Below are 19,982 nucleotides of genomic sequence, written 5' to 3'. Positions count from 1 at the left end.
AAATCTGTCCGTAGATAAACTATCCACTTGTCTTTCCGAATTCGGAAAGCACATTACAGTTTACGTTTTACTTCGACTTGCTCGTAAGCTTCCACAATGTCTCCGACCTGAATATCATTGAAGCGATCAATATTTAGACCACATTCATAACCTTGGCTAACTTCTTTGACATCATCTTTGAAACGTTTTAAGGAAGCCAGCTTACCAGTATGGATCACCACACCGTCTCTGATGACACGGATATCGTTATTTCTACTGATCTTACCTTCGCGAACCATACATCCAGCAATGGTACCCACTTTCGAAATTTTAAAGGTCTCCCTGATTTCAACCTCAGCCACAATTTTTTCTTCGTATTTCGGAGCCAACATACCCTCCATCGCAGATTTGATCTCTTCGATCGCATCGTAAATGATAGAATATAAACGCACATCAATTTGCTCATTTTCTGCCAGTTTACGTGCATTTTGCGTTGGTCGCACCTGGAAACCAATGATGATCGCATCAGAAGCGGAGGCCAATAATACATCCGATTCAGAGATCGCACCTACAGACTTATGGATAATGTTAACCTGGATTTCATCAGTCGACAATTTCAGTAATGAATCTGACAGGGCCTCAATGGAACCATCCACATCCCCTTTGACGATGATATTAAGCTCCTTAAAGTTACCAATAGCCAAACGACGGCCGATCTCATCCAATGTGATATGCTTCGTAGCACGCATTCCCTGCTCACGCTGTAGCTGAAGGCGTTTGTTGGCCACTGTACGGGCTTCGGACTCGCTCTCCAATACATAGAGTTTATCACCGGCAGTAGGCGCTCCGGACATCCCTAAAATTTGTACCGGAACTGATGGGCCAGCCTCTTTCACACGTTCGCCTCTTTCATTAGTCAAAGCTTTCACTTTACCCGAATGAGAACCTGCCAAAATCGGATCACCAACACGTAGGGTACCGCCCTGAATGAGCACCGTCGTCACAATACCGCGTCCTTTGTCCAAAGCAGCTTCGATGACCGAACCCACAGCACGTTTCTTAGGGTCAGCTTTCAGATCCAACATTTCAGCCTCCAAAAGAACTTTCTCGAGTAGAAGATCTACGTTTTCACCTGTTTTAGCCGAAATCTCCTGTGCCTGGAATTTACCGCCCCAGTCCTCAACAAGAATGTTCATGGCCGAAAGTTGCTCGCGAATCCGATCAGCATTTGCGCCCGGTTTGTCCACCTTGGTAAAGGCAAACACAATAGGCACACCTGCTGCCTGAGCATGATTAATGGCCTCTTTGGTCTGAGGCATGACGGCATCGTCAGCCGCAATAACGATAATAACGATATCCGTCACTTTAGCTCCACGTGCACGCATCGCCGTAAAGGCCTCGTGGCCCGGTGTATCTAAAAATGTAATCTTGCGATTATCATCTAATTTTACAGCATATGCACCAATGTGCTGGGTGATACCTCCTGCTTCCCCCGACGTAACGTTCGCTTTACGGATATAATCCAGTAAAGATGTCTTACCGTGGTCCACGTGACCCATCACCGTTACGATAGGTGCCCGAGGGATCAGATTCGCCTCTGTATCTGGCTCTTCCAGTTCGGCAGTTTCCTCGTCCTCAGGTTTAATAAACTCTACCTGATAACCAAATTCATCTGCTACGATGGCTAATGTCTCCGCATCCAAACGTTGGTTGATGGACACAAACATACCCAAACTCATACAAGTTGCAATAATTTGCGTAACAGGCACATCCATTAAGTTAGCTAGTTCGTTGGCCGTTACAAATTCTGTAACCCGCAGAACTTTTGCCATCAGTTCCTGTTCCATTGCAGCTTCTTCAGCATGTTGAGCCACGTCATCACGTTTCTGACGTCTCAGCTTAGCACGCTGCGCAAACTTACCAGATTTACCGGCACCGCTCAAACGGGCAAGTGTTGCCTTGATCTGATCTTGGATTTCCTTTTCAGAAGGTTCTTCCTTATTCTCAACAGGTCTTCCTTTTCCTCGGTTGTCAAAACGTCCCTGTTGTGGTCTTCCCCCCTGTCCAGGTCTACCTTGATGCTGACTATTGCCTCCTTGGCCCGGTCTTCCAGAATGTGGTGCATTTTGCCCCTGACGGTTGTTAGGATTACCTGTATTTCCAGCATGGCCACCTCTATTTTGTTGATCACGACCAGCGTTTCCATCACGAGGTCCGCGGTTCTGGTGACCACCTTGTCCAGCATTCGGATTCACTGGACCATTTGGATTTGTACGCTTACGCTTACGTTTTTCATTATTGTTACCAGCATTGGAAGAGGAAGCCACTGGCTTATGAGAAGGTCTTGCAGAGGGCAATTCGATTTTACCGATTACCTTGGGACCAGTTAATCTCTCTGCACGGGCAGAAATGATATCATCTTCGTCTTTTTTTTCAGGCTCCGCTGTCGGAGTTGCTGATACAGCTTTAACTGCTGTTTCGTCTTTTTTCTTGTCTTCTACCTTCACAGGTTCAGTTTTAGTCTCTACAACCGGAGTTGCTTTTACTTCAGTTTTATCTACTTCAGGTTTTGAAGTTTCAACCTCTGGCACAACGGCTTCCGGTTTCTTTTCGACAACCTGTGGTTCTTCTTTATTTGCTTCCGCGGCAGCACCTCTTCCTTCTGCTTTTACATCAGCCTTAGCCTCCGCTGCTGTATCTTTGGCAACGTTAGGTTCCTGATTTGAAGCCTCCCCTTTTTTATGCCTACTCCCACCTCTGTTTAGGGCGTCAAGATCGATTTTGCCAACCACTTTCATTCCCCCTTGATGAACAGGCTCCTCTGCTGGTTTAGCTGGAGCAGTGTCCTTGGCAGACGGAATCTCTACAGTATTCTTAACCAAAATTTCCTTTGGCTCCTCATATTCTTCAAAATCGTCATTTCTAGATGATTCTTTAGGAGAAGCGGACGGCGACTCCTCACGACGAATTTTGCCAATAACGATCTGTTTAGCTTCATCTTTCAGTGATTTGTCTCCCTGAAACTCTTTTAACAGCACACCATACATCTCTCCGCTTAGTTTAGTGTTAGGTTTTGCTTCTACATCATATCCTTTTTTCACTAAACATTCGACGGCGGTATGTATCCCGATGTTGAGTTCCTTTGCTGCTTTAAGCAAGTTTGTTCCTTTTCCTTCAGTCATCTATAATATAAACTATTTTAATGTAATTACAAAAATATGATTTTTTCTATCCATAAACAATTTATTCCGTCTGTTAGATTGAAAAAAATCGACAAGCTGAATTTTATTCAAATTCAGCTTGCAATATACGTACGATCTCGCGAATGGTATCCTCTTCCAGATCGGTACGTCTCACGAGCTCTTCCTCGCTCAACGATAAAACCGACTTCGCAGAATCCAATCCTACCCGTTTCAATTCGTCAATAACCCAGCCTTCAATTTCGTCGCTGAACTCTTCAATGTCCACATCCTCATCGAACTCATCATTTTCACGGTAAACATCAATTTCGTAACCAGTCAGCTTACCCGCAAGCTTGATATTGTGTCCCCCACGGCCAATAGCCAATGAAACCTGATCCGATTTTAGATAGACCGCCGCAGTTTTATTCTCTTCATCTATCTTAATGGAACTGATGCGTGCGGGACTTAGGGCACGTGCAATATACAAAGAATGATTTGTGGTGAAGTTAATCACATCAATATTCTCGTTTCGCAGTTCACGAACGATACCATGTATACGTGAGCCTTTCATACCCACACATGCTCCCACAGGATCAATACGGTCGTCGTAAGATTCCACAGCAACTTTTGCGCGTTCCCCCGGTTCACGAACAATTTTTTTAATCGTAATCAATCCATCGAAAATCTCTGGTACTTCAAGCTCAAATAAGCGCTGCAAAAACGCCGGTGCTGTACGTGAAATGATAATCTTCGGATTATTGTTCATCATATCCACTTTATGAACGACAGCACGGATACCATCCCCTTTTTTGAAATAATCAGCTGGAATCTGCTCCGACTTCGGCAAAATCAACTCATTACCATCCTCATCCAGTACAAGAATCTCTTTCTTCCAGATCTGATAGACTTCACCGATAACTAATTCGCCCTCCCTGTCTTTGTATTTCTTAAAGACCTCGTCTTTCTCCAGTTCAAGGATCTTGGAAACCAAGGTTTGGCGCGCTGCCAGAATAGCCCGGCGTCCAAAACTCTCTAATGTAATCTGCTCAATAAAATCATCGCCTACTTCCAGATCCTCATCATGCTTTCTTGCTTCCGCCAGCTCAATCTCGAGATCATCATCTTCCGAAAATTCATCCTCCACAACGACACGCGTTCTCCAGATTTCCAAATCTCCATTGTCCGGATTCACGATGACGTCCACATTTTCATCCGTACCGAAACGACGACGGATCATACTGCGAAAAACCTCCTCCAATACGGTGATGACTGTAGGTCTATCGATATTTTTAAACTCTTTAAACTCCTGAAAAGAGTCTATCAGATTGATGTTGCTGTTGCTCATTATTCTTTTAAAATGAAATTACCACTTTTGTTGCTTTTATCTGGTCAAAAGGAAGCTCTTTCTCCACCTCTTGTACTTTTTTGCCTTTTTCCTTAATTTTTTGAAGAACGTTAATTTTCGTATCATCCACGGCAGTCAATTTTCCCTCAACTTTTGTATTGTCATTTAGCTTGACCTGAACCGTACGGCCAATATTTTTCTGGTACTGTCGCAAATTCACAAAATTTGCATCTATTCCCGGTGATGAAACCTCCAGACGATAGGCATTATCAACGACATTTTCCTCTTCCAAATGGTACCCTACGTGGCGGCTTACCTGTGCACAGTCATCAATATTCACCCCATTATCCCCATCCAAAAGAATTTCCAAAATCTTATTTGGATGCATTTTCACACTGACAATAAACAAATCCTCGCGATCTGCTATCTTTTCTTGTATGAGTTCGACGACTCGTTTTTCTATATCTTGCATTGTTCTGCTTGCTAGAAACGCTAAAATTAATTGTATTAAAAAAAGGGGGCAATATAAGCCCCCTTCCTTTCAGATTATGCAAATATAGTACTTTATAAAATAAAAAACAAATACCTAGCAAATTCCACAACGTAATTTGACAATTACTTCGAATTGTCGACCACCGCATTAATTGTTTTTTGCATCTGGGCCATCATACTGGTGAGCGTCTCCATTGTCGGCTCCGGCGTCGGCTCCGGCAGCTGCGTACTGATAAACGCCTTAGCTTTCCAGACCTCCAGAATATCGGAAGTCTCCACCCAATAGGGCTCGTAAGTTTTGTTGTCCGACACGAGTTTCAGCCCCTTATCCTCTTTGAATTTGTAAGCAATACGCTTGTACACCACACCTTCTTCTTTCGACACAACAACATAGGTCTGTCCGGGCTTGATGTCATGCCAGTTCTCCACGTATTCAGCAACGATAATCGAGCCGGATGGAAGGGGAAGCATGGAATCCCCTTTTATTTCAAAGGCCCGGAAAGTGCCTTGCCCAAACATCGGCAACGAAAACTTAGGCAGCTCTGCCACGTATTCCGGATCACCATAACCGTTTAAGTAGCCCGCACTCGCTTTAACAGGCACCAATTCGATATTCTCACGGTTGTCCGCGTCTACCGTCACACTGAGCACCCTTAAATTGGAAGCGTTACTTTTGGGCACCGGCTTCCACTTCTCATCAATTACATCGTTCGCCAGCTCATCCATGGTCAAACCATAAAATTCAGCTATTTTTTTTAGTAATTCATATTTTGGCTCAGCTCTATCCTCTTCATAAGCGCCGACAGAAGCTCTTTTAATTTCCATGATATCAGCAAATTGCTGCTGAGTAAGTTTCTTTCCTTTTCTAAGGAATTTCAGGTTGGACGAAATATTTGACATATTATTTTTTCAAAAAATATTTTGCAAAAACTAATTTTATTAGTAATATTGTGCCAATAAAATTAGTAAATAAATTTTAAACATCCAAATAATTTAGCATTATGGGTAATTTTATTGTATATATATTGACTGACAACAATAGAAATCACTTCAAAATCGACTTCACATCGAACATTATACGTACAGCCGTGGAGCTGCAGCAATCCAGTAATTTTATTTTTCAGCAGGGCCCAGATTTAACCCGTATCATTTACTGTGAAACATTTCCCAGCTTGGGAGCAGCCCGAAAAAAAATACAGGAACTGCAGCGATTTACAAGAATGCAGATCGAAAGAATCATCCGTAAACACAATCCGAACTGGAACAATCTGTTTCAGCAGCCGCAGCAAGGATACCCGAAAAGCACCTCACATTACGCAGCTTAATACCACCTAGCTTAGTTGATAAACCTGCCTGAAAACGAAAAAAGCCGCCTGCGTTCGGCAGGCAGCCTTATATATTCGTGTATCCCGTTTTACACCCCCTGTGGACCCATATTTTCCCGAGATGGCAGATGTGTTTCGGTATCTGCGGAATGACCACCCTGCTGATCCGTACTTTCCGAAGCTCCGTTATCTCCGCTGTTATGCTGTCCAGCTGCCTGCTCTTCTGCACCTTCTTCTTCTGGCCCTATGAAACCTTCATCAACCTGTTCATCCGTATTGGTCGAGTCGCTCTGCTCCGGCTCAGGTTCACTATAACGCGGTGTCTCACACTTATAAGGTTTGGTGATATCCACAGTTGGGGCCGGAAATTTCCCTTGTACATAACCGAGTTGCTTATCTTTATAAACCGACTCCAAAAACACACCGAAAATAGGCAGAGCGGTACGTGAACCCTCCCCAGTATGCGAATTCTTAAAGTGAATGCTGCGCTCGTCACAGCCAACCCATATACCAGTGACCAGATCTTTGGTCACCCCCATATACCAGCCATCCACATATTCTGACGACGTACCCGTTTTACCGCCGATTTCATTTTCCTTATCAAAGAGATCCCACTCCCACAACCCTTGGGACGTGCCCCGCGGTTCTTCCATTCCGCCTCTGAGCATATAAGTCATCAGCCAGGCATCCTGCTTATTAATAACCTGTTTGCGCTCTGCCTGAAATGTGGCGATTACATTACCGTCATGATCCTCGATTTTTGAAACGAGAACCGGTGTCAAACGCTCCCCATGATTCATCATTGTTGCATAACCATTCACCATTTCAAATACCGAAACATCATTTGGCCCCAGACCAACCGACGCCACGGGGTTCAGTTTGCTCGTAATACCGCAGCGCTGCGCCGCGTCGACAACTTTAGCCGGCGTCACCTTTTCCGTTAACTGCACGGTCACTGAGTTAATAGAACGTGCCATGGCATGCCGCAGAGTCATTTCCCGGTAGGAAAAACTCCAGTCTGCATTTTTAGGCTCCCATACTTCTATGGAATCTCCCTTATCAATCTTGATGGTGACCGGCTTGTCCGTAATTTTATCACAAGGTGACATTCCCGATTCCAATGCTGCCAGATATACAAAAGGCTTGAATGTCGAGCCTGCCTGCCGCTTAGCCTGCATAACGTGGTCATATTTGAAATATTCATGGTTGATCCCACCCACCCAGGCTTTAATTTCGCCGGAATAGGGATCCATTGACATCATGCCAGCATTGAGCATCATCGCATAATATTTCAAAGAGTCCATTGTGGACATTTCTTTTTCGATCTTTCCACCGTCTTTCCAGTTATAGACCTCCATTTTTTTCTTTTTGTTCAAGAAGAAATTGATGCTGTCCGGATTATTTGGATATTTTCTGGTTAAATACGCATAATAAGGTGTCTTTTTGGCCAGATTGTCCAAAAAGTTTGGAATTACCTTGCCCGAAAGGTCACGCCAAGGCTCCTGCCCCGACCAGGTGTTGTTCAAACGCTGCTGTAACTCCGCCATTTGTTTTGCAACAGCCGCTTCCGCATGTCTTTGAAGTTTTGAATTAATGGTAGTATAGATCTTCAAACCATCAGTATAGATATCGTAGTTATTCTCCTCCGACCATTTCTCCAGCCATTTGGCGACAGCGGTCCGCAAGTAAGAATCGCCCCCTGCATTAATTTCTTGATTATTGGTATGCAGTACAATTTTCTCTTTGATCAAATTTTCGTATTCTGCCTTTTTCAGGAAATTGGCCTTATAAAGCTGACCCAAAACTGTATTTTTGCGATCAAACGCTTTTTCAGGATTACGGATCGGGTTATAGAGTGTGGTTCCCTTCAGCATGCCGATCAATACCGCAGCTTCATTCTGGTCCAGCTGAATAGCCCTTTTCGAAAAGTAACGTTTTGCGGCCGTCTCTATACCGTAAGCATTGTTACTAAAAGACACTGTATTCAGATACATTTCCAATATCTGATTTTTTGTGTATCGCTGCTCCAGTTTATAGGCTGTCATCCATTCCTTGAATTTCGTAATCACTAGTCCTGCGCCGGGCAACCGCGTCAGCAGCCCACCGGATTTATTGTATCGGGTGCGGTACAGATTCTTCGCCAGTTGTTGTGTAATCGTGCTCGCCCCTCGTTTATCCCCTTTCAATGTCGAGACTATTCCTGAACCCAAACCTAGAAAATCGACCCCATTGTGGCTATAGAAACGTACGTCTTCCGTAGCAATCAGTGCATTGATCACTGTTTTTGGAATACTGTCAAAAGGGATTGGATTTCTGTCCTCATCAAAATAGCGGCCTATCAGAACACTGTCAGCCGTATAGAGCTCAGTCGAGATATTAACGCTGGGCATAATGATATCCTTTTTCGTTGGCGAGTAGCCAAAAAGCCACAGAAAGTTAAGCTGTATGGCACAAATCAGGATGATTACGAAATATATTGCAATAACGAGGTAACGAACGACCCTATTCTTAATACGTCTGAACATAAATGGAAATTTATCTTATATTCAACACACCGGATCGACAAAAGGTTTTACTGCCGCTCGATATGCTGCTTCACATGTTTCAGGGGCTAAATATACAACTAAATAAATCTCTCCAATCACGTATTTACATTTTTTAACAATAAAAAATACGCATTTCTTTGTGATTTTGCAAACGTAAAAACGGCAGAACATAATTAAATCCGGAAACAATATAAGACAGCCAGAAAGCGTAAAAAAAAGAAGGAACAGCTTTTTCTTCATAAGGAAGCAAGTCGACAGGTTCCACAAATATTATACCTACTTTTAATTTATTATCTATTTTATTCTAAAATAATAATGATATTTGCTTAATTTTAGATGTAAACTAGTCAACTATTAGCATGTTAAAACAGACATTACAACAAAAGCTATTACAAAAACTGTCACCTCAGCAAATTCAGTTTATCAAGTTGCTGCAGGTACCCACAGTTTCTTTAGATGCCAGAATAAAAGAAGAATTAGAGGAAAACCCCGCTTTGGAAGATGGTAGCTTGACTAATATGACCGACCCTATAGAAGAGTATCCTGACAAAGATCCTGATGACAACTTTGATAACGAAGAAGGATTTGATTCGGATGACCTCAGCCTGGAAGATTACATCCAGGAAGATGACTATAAAGACTACGGAAATGGCTATGACTATGGCGACGATGACGAGGATCGCAAGGAAATGCCCGTTGCCATTCAGCATTCCTTTTACGAACAGCTTCAAGAACAGCTGGATCTGCTGGCTCTCGATGACAAACACTTTTTGATTGGTCAGCAGATCATAGGCAGCCTCGATGACGATGGCTACCTCCGGCGCCCCATCATCAACCTCGTGGACGACCTGGCTTTCGGGCAAAACGTCATGACCGACGAACAGGAGGTGCTTGAGATGCTTAAGGTCATACAGGATTTTGAACCTGCCGGCATAGGTGCCAGAGATCTGCAGGAATGTCTTTTGATCCAGCTACAGAAAAAAGATCCTAACAGCCCAACCATCAAGCTGGCCATCAGGGTTGTCGCAGATTATCTGGAAGAATTTACCAAAAAACATTACGACAAGCTGGAAAAATCACTGGGTGTTTCATCAGAAGATTTAAAAAACGTCGTCAATGAAATACTAAAACTAAACCCCAAACCCGGAGATTCTGGCGCGGTAGCGGGCAAACAGCTCCACATCATCCCCGATTTCCATATCAGCAACAACGACGGCACACTGCATTTGACACTCAACGGACGTAATGCACCCGAGCTTCGAATCAGCCGTGATTACCAGCACATGTTTGAACATTATGAAAAGTCTGATCAAAAGGACAAAAAAATGAAAGAAGCTGTGCAGTTCGTCAAACAGAAACTCGATTCGGCCAAATGGTTCATAGATGCCATTAAGCAGCGGCAGCAGACCCTGCTCAAAACGATGAATGCAATCATGGAATATCAGTATGAGTATTTTCTGACAGGTGACGACCGCAAATTAAAGCCGATGATATTAAAAGATATCGCCGACAAAATTGACATGGATATATCCACCGTCTCCCGTGTGGCAAATTCAAAATATGTGCAGACCGAATTCGGCACATTCCTGTTGAAGTCCTTTTTCTCAGAGGCCATACAAACAGATTCTGGAGAGGAAGTATCCAACAAAGAGGTCAAGAAAATATTGGAAGAATGTATTGCCAAGGAAAATAAACGCAAACCTTTGGCAGACGAAAAATTAACTGAGATCCTCAAGGAAAAAGGCTATAACATTGCCCGACGTACCGTGGCCAAATACCGCGAAGCACTCAACATTCCTGTGGCAAGATTACGAAAAGAGCTCTAAGAGCTCTTTTTGCTTTTGCGATCTGCCAAATCTGAATTAAGAATAGTATCTTTGTGCTTGAATTAAATAAGCATGAAGGAATGAGCAAAGTAAACGTTGGAGTCGTACAGATGAGCTGTACCGCAAACAAACAGGATAATCTCGAAAAAGCGATCACCAAAGTAAAAGAAGCTGCTGCAAAGGGCGCACAAATTGTATGCCTGCAAGAACTCTTTACCTCTTTATATTTCTGCGATGTCGAAGATTATGACAATTTCGCACTAGCTGAATCTATCCCCGGACCATCGACAGATGCGCTTTCCGCTGTGGCAAAAGAAACAGGAGTCGTTATCATCGCTTCATTATTTGAAAAAAGAGCTGAAGGCCTCTACCATAACACCACAGCTGTATTGGATGCCGATGGCTCCTACTTAGGAAAATACCGTAAAATGCACATCCCTGATGATCCCGCATTTTACGAAAAATTCTATTTCACCCCCGGCGATCTGGGATATAAAGTTTTCAAAACAAAATTTGGCCGGATCGGTGTGTTGATCTGCTGGGACCAATGGTACCCCGAAGCCTCCAGAATAACAGCGCTGATGGGTGCAGAAATCCTCTTTTACCCTACTGCGATCGGCTGGGCAACAGACCAGGACGAGGATACAAACCAAGATCAATACAATGCATGGCAGACGATACAACGTTCGCATGCAGTGGCGAATGGTGTACCCGTAGTATCTGTCAACCGTGTAGGCTTTGAGCAGAACGGCGCTATGAAATTCTGGGGCGGAAGCTTTGTCACCAATGCACAGGGCAGAATTCTTTACCTTGCTTCACACGATAAAGAAGAAGTGGCAGTGGTCGAACTGGACCTTAGCGAATCGGATTATTTCAGAAAGCACTGGCCTTTCCTGCGAGACCGCAGAATAGAGACTTATTCGCCAATAACCAAACGTTTTATCGACGAGGATTAATATAAAATCATATAGGCCATTTTTTTGCGTACTTCGAAACCGGAGGAACGGATTAAAATGGCTTTTACTTTTTTAGCATGGAACAAGAAAATACATTCACACAAGCATACTTTGACAACTCGCCCAAGAAACAGGGTTTTTCCTTTCCTCCCGAATGGGCAAAACAGGAAGCCCTGTGGTTGAGCTGGCCACATAAAGAGGAATCCTGGCCCGGGAAAATCGAAACCATATATCATCCTTATTGCGAATTCATCAAGGTAGTGGCCGCAGGACAGAAAGTTCGAATTAACGTGGCCGATGAGGAAATGAAAAGCTTTGCTTTGGCCGCATTGCAGCAAGTCACGTCAGACTTCTCCAATATCGAGTTCTATTTTAATCCGACCAACGATGCCTGGTGCCGCGATCATGGACCTGCTTTCCTCGTCAATGACAGCACCCAACAGAAGGCGGTTGTCGACTGGGAGTATAATGCCTGGGGCGGAAAGTACCCCCCATTTGATCTGGACGACGTGGTCCCTACGCGTATTGCTCAAACATTTAATTACCCGCTGTTTACACCCGATATTGTCATGGAGGGCGGCTCCGTCGAATTCAACGGTGCAGGGACAATCATGACAACAACAGCCTGTCTGCTCAACAAAAATCGCAATCCTCAGCTAAACAAAGAACAGATCGAAACTTACTTAAAAGAGTTTTATGGACAGGAGCAGGTTCTTTGGCTTGGCGACGGTATTGTAGGCGACGATACTGACGGCCATATCGACGATATTACCCGTTTTGTGGATGAGCATACCGTTTTGACCGTGGTCGAAGAAAATCCTGAAGACGAGAACTATGCCATACTTCAGGAAAACCTGCAGACCCTCCGTTCTTTCACATTGTTGAATGGGAATCCGCTCAACATTGTTGAACTGCCCATGCCGTCGCCTGTGATCTATGAAGACACCCGGCTTCCCGCTTCTTATGCCAACTTTTATATTGCCAACGAAGTCGTTGTTGTACCGACCTTCAATGACCGCAATGATCAGCGCGCTTTGGATATCATCCAGAAGTGCTTCCCTACACGAAAAATCGTCGGCATTAACTCTGTCGATATCATCTGGGGCCTCGGCAGCTTTCATTGCCTGAGTCAGCAGGAACCGGCCATACGTTAAATAAATATCAAGGGCGTCCGAAAAAGATTGGACGCCCTTGTTTTTGTCAGTATCAGGACACCTATTTACCCATTAAACGACAATAACGCTCACGCCTGCTTTTTCCAGTGATTCCACAAAGCCTGCACTTACTTTATCATCGGTTATTAGCACGTCGATCTTATCAAAACCGCATATCCGGCCAAAACTGCGACGTCCGAACTTAGAAGAATCAGCTAGCACCACCACTTTTTGCGCAGTATCGATCATAATACGGTTCAATTGTGCTTCCTGTGCACTCGAAGTGGATACACCATAGTCCAGATCAATACCGTCCACTCCTAGAAACAATTTACTACAGTAAAAATCCTGCAATAGGTTTTCAGCATACTTACCTGTTACCGAAGTCGATGTTTTGCGAAGCGTCCCGCCCATCTGCATGATCTCAACGGAGGGATACTTAATAAGCTCCATGGCAACATTTAGGGCAGAAGTGACGACAGTAATATTACCCTTGGGCATGATTTGCCTGGCTAGCGATTGCATCGTCGTTCCGGATGCGATAATGATAGAATCATTTTCCTCGATCATTTCGGCGGCCTTCTTCCCTATCCTATTTTTGTCGTCAGAACGGAGTTTTTCTTTCTCGAATACCGTCCTGTCGGTGGTGTACGGATTGTACTGAGTCGCCCCACCGTGGGTACGGAATAGCAAACCGCTTTCCTCCAGCAGGGTAAGGTCTTTGCGGATGGTCACCGAGGATACCCCCAGCTCTTCACAGAGATCCACCACCTGTACAATACCTACTTCTTTTAACTGTTTTAAAATATATTGATGTCGCTCTACATTTGTCATGGTGTATAATAATATGCTAAAGTATCCATTTTGATACGCCTAAATGGGCGCGATGATGCCAGATCAGGAAATATCATCCACACATCCGCTGCAATCCCGTCAGGTACGAGGTTCTGTCACTTCGGTTTACCACCATAGAACCGGCGTTAAAATAATGAAATTATTTAAGTATTTATAACCCGAAAACGTAAAATTAATTTTGACATACAATAACCGATAAAACGGCTCGGACTAAAAGTCAACAGGATCGGGCCAGATGTAACGGTAATTGAGTTCACCGCTAAGCAATTCGCCACTCACCATTTTTTGGAAATCCGCCACCGTTTCAAACTTCACGGGCAGCTCGAAGCCGTACTTTCCAGCGGAAGCTAAGATTACTTCCTTCTTGGCCGGGTGCATGGGAGCGACCACATTATAGACAGGATGTTGGAGATCGTTTACCATAGCCAGATCGATCAGACGGATCACATCCTCCAGATGCACGAAATTGGCCACCTGCTCAGCCGTTGTACAGACTCGGTTCGAAAAATACCTGGCGAATATCCGGTTCCGACCAAATAAACCTCCTAGGCGATAAACACAGGTATGTGACAGATTCAGCATCAATTCTTCCGCCGCCAACAGCTTCTCTGAGAGCTTGCTCCTTTCATTATACTTTTCGTCAAACCATCCGTCTTGGTCGGGATAAATCCCAACTGAACTTAAAAACACGTGTTTATTCCACCGCAGGTTGCTGAGAAAAGACTGGATATTCAAAAAACGGTTCTGGAGAGTGGCAAGATCATTTTTCTGACTGGCAGGGACACTGTTCAGCACAAAATCAAACTCTCGTGGGATCGCTACGCTATCCCTAAAGTCAGAATGGTCAAAGTCGGCGATAAACGAAAAAATACCATCGTTTTTGAGGCGATGGTATTTTTCCTTGTTCGTCGTGCTCGCCCACACTTCGTGCCCACGGAGCCGCTGCTCCATAGCAAAAGCTGAGGCCAGCCACCCGCAACCTAAAATGAGTATCCGCATACCAGACAAATAATTAATATGCTTTCGCAAACAACACCCGTTTGTTTGAAGGCTTTCCGGTGAAAATACAGATACCTTCTTCTTCCTTCGCATCCAAAGGAATACAGCGGATGGTCGCCTTGGTCTCTTCTTTCACCCGCTTCTCAGTTTCGACAGTACCGTCCCAATGGCAAGAAATAAAGCCGCCTTTGCTTTCCAGTACTTCCTTGAATTCTTCGTAAGAATTCACCTCCGTAATGTGGGCATCCCTGTAATCCAGTGCTTTTTGATAGATATTTTCCTGAATAGTTTCCAACAGCTGTTCGATAGTCGCAGCCAGTCCCGCTTGAGCCACAGTTTCCTTGGTCTGTGTATCACGGCGCGCCAGTTCCACAGTTCCATTCTGCATATCCCGGGTTCCGACGGCAACCCGCAACGGCACTCCTTTGAGTTCCCATTCCGCAAATTTAAAGCCCGGACGCTGGGTGTCTCGGTCATCGTATTTCACCGAAACATCCTTTCCTTTTAGCTCGGCGGTCAGCTGATGTACAAATACATCGATCTGGGCTTTTTCCTCCTCTGTTTTGAAGATCGGAACGATGACCACCTGAACTGGTGCTAATTTTGGAGGCAATACCAGCCCCTGATCATCCGAATGGGCCATAATGAGTGCTCCCATAAGACGCGTCGAGACCCCCCAGGAAGTCGCCCATACATGTTCGAGTTTACCTTCTCTGGATGTAAATTTGACATCAAAAGCCTTGGCAAAATTCTGGCCTAGAAAATGAGATGTTCCGGCCTGTAAGGCTTTACCATCCTGCATCAGCGCTTCGATACAATAGGTATCCAGCGCACCAGCAAAACGCTCGTTTTCGGTTTTGCGCCCACGGACTACAGGCACAGCCAGAATGTTCTCGGCAAATGTGGCGTAGACCTCGAGCATGCGTTCGGTTTCCTCAATCGCTTCCTCCTTAGTGGCGTGTGCAGTATGTCCTTCCTGCCATAAAAACTCCGCCGTGCGCAGGAAAAGACGCGTACGCATTTCCCAACGAACCACATTTGCCCATTGGTTGACCAAGATTGGCAGATCACGGTACGACTCGATCCAGCCACGGTAAGTATTCCATATGATGGTCTCAGAAGTAGGACGTACGATAAGCTCCTCTTCAAGTTTCGCTTCTTCGTCCACGACAATTTTTCCATTTCCATCGTTTTTCAGCCGATAGTGTGTTACGACAGCACATTCGGTAGCAAAACCTTCCACGTGCGCAGCCTCCTTCGAAAAAAAGGATTTCGGAATGAATAAAGGGAAGTAAGCGTTGCTATGACCTGTCTCTTTAAACCTCTTGTCCAGGATTGCCTGCATTCTTTCCCAGATCGCGTACCCGTATGGCTTGATCACCATGCATCCCCGTACAGCTGAATATTCCGCCAGATCAGCTTTGATCACAAGGTCATTGTACCATTGTGAATAGTCTTCTGCACGACTTGTAATTCCTTTACTCATATAAAATTGATAAAATATTGTAACATTATTACGTTAAATCTCGTCTGTATTCCTATCACGGAAAGCGTTCAATAAAAAATATTTGTATTTTTGATTACTTCGATTAAACCCCGTTGAGAAATTTGCGTCTAAGATAGTAAATAAGGCTGTATAATCGAAAATAACGATTTAGGATATTATGAAAAAAAATAGATTATTTATCGGAGCACTTGCCATGACAGGAGCATTTATGTTAGGTTCCTGCGGTACAAGTAGGCAAATCTATGGCGACGATGTCTATGGCAGTAATGGACAGGCTAGACAGAAAGTCTACCAAAGTCCAGACTACTATTATACCGATGCGGATCAACAGGGAGGCCAGGCTGGCAGCGGATATTATGATGATGAATATTCAGATCAGGAGTATAACGATGATTCGTACGAAGATCTTGAATATGCCAATCGTATCAACCGCTTCTACTATGCGACACCGGGCATGACATACTTTGATCCATTCTTCGACCCTTGGTATGGCTATGGTCTTGGAGGCTGGTATGGTTATGGGCCATCCTTTGGTTTAGGCTGGGGATGGAATTCCGGCTGGGGCTCGTCCTGGTCCATTGGCTTTGGCTGGGGCTGGGGGACTGGCTGGGGATCACCTTGGTACGGCTATAGACCTTGGGGGGGCTGGTACGGTGGTTACTGGGGCTCTGGCTGGTATGGCAACGGCTATTGGGGCGGCAGCTACTGGGGCGTATCCAGACCAAGATATGCATCTGTCCGATCGTCTTATAGAGACAGTTATAATGTCCGCACCTCCTCGGCAAGAACCCGTACCTCAGGAAGTTATGACCGCACTGGTGTAGCGCGTGATTCCAGAGGACGTATTACTTCAGTAACAGGTGCACGGACCCGCACCTCCAACGGTTCGGTGACACGTGGCGGTTCTTATGACAGAAGCAGCGCACGTACAAGAACATCAGATGGTACAATAAGTAGAGGTTACAACGAAGGTAGCCGCAGCAGGACCTATGACAGATCCAATGGCGCTTACCCAAGCACAAGAAGCTCCATCGGAACTTCAAGGACCCGTACTGGTTCCGATGCTTATCGTCCAACAAGCCGGTCCATGGAGACAAGGACACGTTCGAGTTATCCAAACTCCACTTCGCGGCCATCCTATACGCCGCCAACCAGAAGCTATGATGCTGGACCAACCCGTTCCTCAGGCGGATTTTCCGGTGGCGGCAGCAGCAGATCGAGTGGCGGTTTCTCCGGTGGGGGCAGTACAAGGTCAAGCGGCGGACGTACACGCTAAGAACAAAAATGACTTACAGTAGCATACATGACAATGTGTGCTACTGCTTATTATAGACGATATTTTAGCTTATGACAATCAGAAAATTACTTTTTGGAACTGCATTTTTAATGGGCGCAGCAGGAACAGCCCAAGCACAATATACGAAAGACGTACTCTTATTTTCCCAAGGGGATAATGGCGGTACCGCTCGTTTTAAGGCGATGGGAAACGCATCGACCGCATTGGGAGGCGATATTAGTTCAATCACCAGTAACCCCGCTGGCCTAGGATACTTTAACCAGTCGGACATTTCCGTCACTGGCCGCTACCTAAATAACAAAAACAAAACAGAATATTTCGGTCAAAATTCGAACAGCAGCAAAAATAATTTTAACTTAGACAATGCCGGGATCGTTTTCCACTTGCCTACCTACCGCAATGGGGGCAACCTGGACAAAGGCTGGCTGAATTTTAATGTCGGTATCGCTTATAACCGGAATTATGTATACAACAACCTGCTGGAATACCGGGGTGTCAATAATACGAGCTCAATCACGGATGCATACTCCGATCGCCTATCCAGTCCGGATGGTATGCGTGGCTGGGGGCAGGAAGTATATAATAATTCCTTGCTTTTCGACGTGGATCCAAATAATGCAGGGCAGTATAGACCCATTTCTGTCGGAGGTCTGTACGATGGTAAACAGGGTTTTGATCAAGTAAACTCCATACTGGAAAAGGGAAGTAAGTCCGAGTCCGTCTTATCCTTTGGCGCAAACTATAGCAATAAATTGTACCTGGGAGCCGCTCTTGGTTTTACGGCTTTTACCTATGACAATTCAAGCTGGTACACCGAATACGGACAGACGATGACTGCTGACGAACTGAAAAAGGTCAACCCCAACTCTGACTTCTTAGACCCTAAAAACACCAAGAAACATGAAATGCTCGATGTGGACTATGAACTATTTGACGATTACGTTCAGGCCAGCGACGGTACCGGAATAGACTTCAAATTGGGTATGATCTACAAGTTTACACCCACCTTTAGCATGGGGTTCACGGCCAAAACACCAACCTTCATGAGTATTCGCGATGAATCTTACAGCAACTCCGAATTCCGTTACTTTAATAAAAATGAAAATACATCGTTCAAGGAGTATCGGACCAGTGATGACGCCGGATATAGCTATCTTGAGTATAACATGAATACGCCTTACCGACTTTCTTTGGGTGCTAGTCAGCTGTTCTCCAGAGGATTGCTCACCGCCGATGTCGAATGGGTTGACTATGGTGCTATGCGCTTCCGAGACGCCGGAACGAGCAATAAAGCGCTGGAAACAGCCATGAACCAGAATATCAAAGAGAACTACCAAGGCGCTTTTAATGCGCGCATCGGTGGCGAAATTCTGTTTGACAATGTGTTCAGTGGACGGGCTGGTTTTAATTATAGTGGCAATCCTTACAAAAATGCGGATTACACGAACTACACGGCTTCGTTGGGAATCGGCGCAAAACTGGGCCGCGGGATGTATATTGATCTGACGGGCGCTTATAATGCAGTCAATTACAAAGAAAACCCTTATCTTATCGCCGAAGATTATTGGAATACGGCCAGCCCTGCTGCAGATATCAAAAATCAACGTACCAATATTGTCCTGACAATTGGTTCGAAATTTTAAAACAGATTTAAAGAAAAACGTCCAGCATGTCTGGGCGTTTTTCTTTAAATCTGTTTTTTTAGCGGCATTATTCTAAAAGCTTTTAGTAAATTTGTCGCCTTGGTTGAATTTCACATGGCGAATCAGATAATTTCAAAAGCATTCAATGCGCTGTTTACCTATCCCATCTGGCGGATCGAAATCGATGCCACCAATAGATTGATCGCTATAGAGACGCGAAACCCCGAGGATACGTTTCCATATTTTAACGTCATTACCTTTGAGGGGGATGAGGTACTTCGGGACTTCAAAGGCATCAGCAAAGAATGGGTAATCGCTGGGATTCAATGCCGAAAACTAGTGTTAAAGAAAATCTCGAGTCATTCACCTTCCGATGCCGGAATACAGGTCGTCGATTGTTACGATCCGACGCAGCAGGAAACCTGGTTTAACTATATTTTTCTTGGCATGGCCGACCAAAGGATTATTCTCCGGCCCAAAATGATTGAAGATGGTCTGCAACAGTTTTTGAACCTGAATACGATGACCATGGAAGCAAAAAACGACCGCAGCGTTAAACCATTTGACTCATCTATAGTCTATCCTGTAATCTACAACGGTAAAATACCTCAATTTTTAGCAGATTTCACCATGGATGATGAAGTCTGGATAAATGTATTGAATGATTATTTTATTTGGGCTTTCTATGAAAAAACTAATAACAATCACTTTCAGATCCGGATAGTACGATCCACAAAAGATGAGCTGCTTGAGTCCGCAGTTGTCGTATCACAGCTATCTTTAAAATTTTTCAGTATCTATTTTCTGGTAGGCAAACAAATATTCCTTTTGACAGACAATAAACGGGAGTTTGTTTCGTATTTAGTATAATTGCAA

The 19,982-nt window shown here is 44.5% G+C and carries 15 protein-coding genes; 7 read left to right on the top strand and 8 right to left on the bottom strand.

Annotation, left to right across the window (positions count from 1 at the left end):
- Positions 1–53: 53 nt before the first annotated feature.
- The 4 genes from infB to K7A41_RS23135 all read right to left on the bottom strand — a co-directional run bounded on the left by infB (position 54) and on the right by K7A41_RS23135 (position 5,898).
- Positions 54–3,161 (bottom strand): translation initiation factor IF-2, encoded by a 3,108-nt coding sequence (gene infB, locus K7A41_RS23150; RefSeq protein ID WP_265715759.1) that lies wholly within the window; start codon positions 3,159–3,161, stop codon positions 54–56.
- Between the two features lie 103 nt (positions 3,162–3,264).
- The gene (gene nusA / locus K7A41_RS23145) at positions 3,265–4,506 is read right to left on the bottom strand and encodes a transcription termination factor NusA (RefSeq protein ID WP_028068525.1); all 1,242 of its coding nucleotides are present in this window, start codon (positions 4,504–4,506) and stop codon (positions 3,265–3,267) included.
- Positions 4,507–4,513: 7 nt separating this feature from the next.
- Complete coding sequence (rimP, locus tag K7A41_RS23140; RefSeq protein WP_265715758.1) at positions 4,514–4,978, bottom strand: ribosome assembly cofactor RimP; 465 nt, start codon at positions 4,976–4,978, stop codon at positions 4,514–4,516.
- A 143-nt stretch (positions 4,979–5,121) separates the two neighbouring features.
- Positions 5,122–5,898 carry an XRE family transcriptional regulator gene (locus K7A41_RS23135; protein ID WP_028068527.1) on the bottom strand — a complete coding sequence of 259 codons (777 nt, stop codon included), beginning with the start codon at positions 5,896–5,898 and terminating at the stop codon, positions 5,122–5,124.
- A gap of 101 nt (positions 5,899–5,999) precedes the next feature.
- Here K7A41_RS23135 and K7A41_RS23130 point away from each other — a divergent pair, with 101 nt between their 5' ends.
- Entirely contained in the window at positions 6,000–6,323 is a 324-nt protein-coding gene (locus K7A41_RS23130; protein WP_265715757.1) for a hypothetical protein, read from the top strand.
- 89 nt (positions 6,324–6,412) lie between these two features.
- On the opposite strand, the gene K7A41_RS23125 is transcribed toward K7A41_RS23130, so the two are convergent.
- Positions 6,413–8,848, bottom strand: a complete 2,436-nt coding sequence (locus K7A41_RS23125; RefSeq protein WP_265715756.1) for a penicillin-binding protein 1A — start codon at positions 8,846–8,848, stop codon at positions 6,413–6,415.
- 380 nt (positions 8,849–9,228) lie between these two features.
- On the opposite strand from K7A41_RS23125, the gene rpoN reads away from it, so the two are divergent.
- The 3 genes from rpoN to K7A41_RS23110 all read left to right on the top strand — a co-directional run bounded on the left by rpoN (position 9,229) and on the right by K7A41_RS23110 (position 12,805).
- Positions 9,229–10,695, top strand: a complete 1,467-nt coding sequence (rpoN, locus tag K7A41_RS23120) for an RNA polymerase factor sigma-54 (protein ID WP_028068529.1) — start codon at positions 9,229–9,231, stop codon at positions 10,693–10,695.
- Between the two features lie 80 nt (positions 10,696–10,775).
- Positions 10,776–11,651, top strand: coding sequence for a carbon-nitrogen hydrolase (locus K7A41_RS23115; RefSeq protein WP_265715755.1), 876 nt, complete (start codon positions 10,776–10,778; stop codon positions 11,649–11,651).
- A 77-nt stretch (positions 11,652–11,728) separates the two neighbouring features.
- Positions 11,729–12,805 carry an agmatine deiminase family protein gene (locus K7A41_RS23110; RefSeq protein WP_265715754.1) on the top strand — a complete coding sequence of 359 codons (1,077 nt, stop codon included), beginning with the start codon at positions 11,729–11,731 and terminating at the stop codon, positions 12,803–12,805.
- Between the two features lie 72 nt (positions 12,806–12,877).
- On the opposite strand, the gene agaR is transcribed toward K7A41_RS23110, so the two are convergent.
- The 3 genes from agaR to proS all read right to left on the bottom strand — a co-directional run bounded on the left by agaR (position 12,878) and on the right by proS (position 16,145).
- Complete coding sequence (gene agaR / locus K7A41_RS23105) at positions 12,878–13,639, bottom strand: transcriptional repressor AgaR (RefSeq protein WP_028068532.1); 762 nt, start codon at positions 13,637–13,639, stop codon at positions 12,878–12,880.
- Between the two features lie 231 nt (positions 13,640–13,870).
- A complete protein-coding gene (locus K7A41_RS23100; protein ID WP_265715753.1) occupies positions 13,871–14,659 on the bottom strand; it encodes an NAD-dependent epimerase/dehydratase family protein in 789 nt (262 codons plus the stop codon).
- Positions 14,660–14,672: 13 nt separating this feature from the next.
- Positions 14,673–16,145, bottom strand: a complete 1,473-nt coding sequence (gene proS, locus K7A41_RS23095) for a proline--tRNA ligase (protein ID WP_028068534.1) — start codon at positions 16,143–16,145, stop codon at positions 14,673–14,675.
- Between the two features lie 178 nt (positions 16,146–16,323).
- Between proS and K7A41_RS23090 the strand changes: the two genes are divergently transcribed.
- From K7A41_RS23090 to K7A41_RS23080, 3 genes are all read left to right on the top strand, one after another.
- Complete coding sequence (locus tag K7A41_RS23090) at positions 16,324–17,442, top strand: hypothetical protein (RefSeq protein ID WP_265715839.1); 1,119 nt, start codon at positions 16,324–16,326, stop codon at positions 17,440–17,442.
- Between the two features lie 71 nt (positions 17,443–17,513).
- Complete coding sequence (locus K7A41_RS23085) at positions 17,514–19,106, top strand: OmpP1/FadL family transporter (RefSeq protein ID WP_265715752.1); 1,593 nt, start codon at positions 17,514–17,516, stop codon at positions 19,104–19,106.
- A 114-nt stretch (positions 19,107–19,220) separates the two neighbouring features.
- Positions 19,221–19,976 carry a hypothetical protein gene (locus K7A41_RS23080; RefSeq protein WP_265715751.1) on the top strand — a complete coding sequence of 252 codons (756 nt, stop codon included), beginning with the start codon at positions 19,221–19,223 and terminating at the stop codon, positions 19,974–19,976.
- The last annotated feature ends 6 nt before the right edge of the window (positions 19,977–19,982 follow it).

The organism is Sphingobacterium sp. InxBP1 (genome assembly GCF_026191775.1).
In the GTDB taxonomy this organism is placed as follows: Bacteria; Bacteroidota; Bacteroidia; order Sphingobacteriales; family Sphingobacteriaceae; genus Sphingobacterium; species Sphingobacterium thalpophilum.
This window is presented reverse-complemented; position numbering and strand designations above follow the sequence as displayed.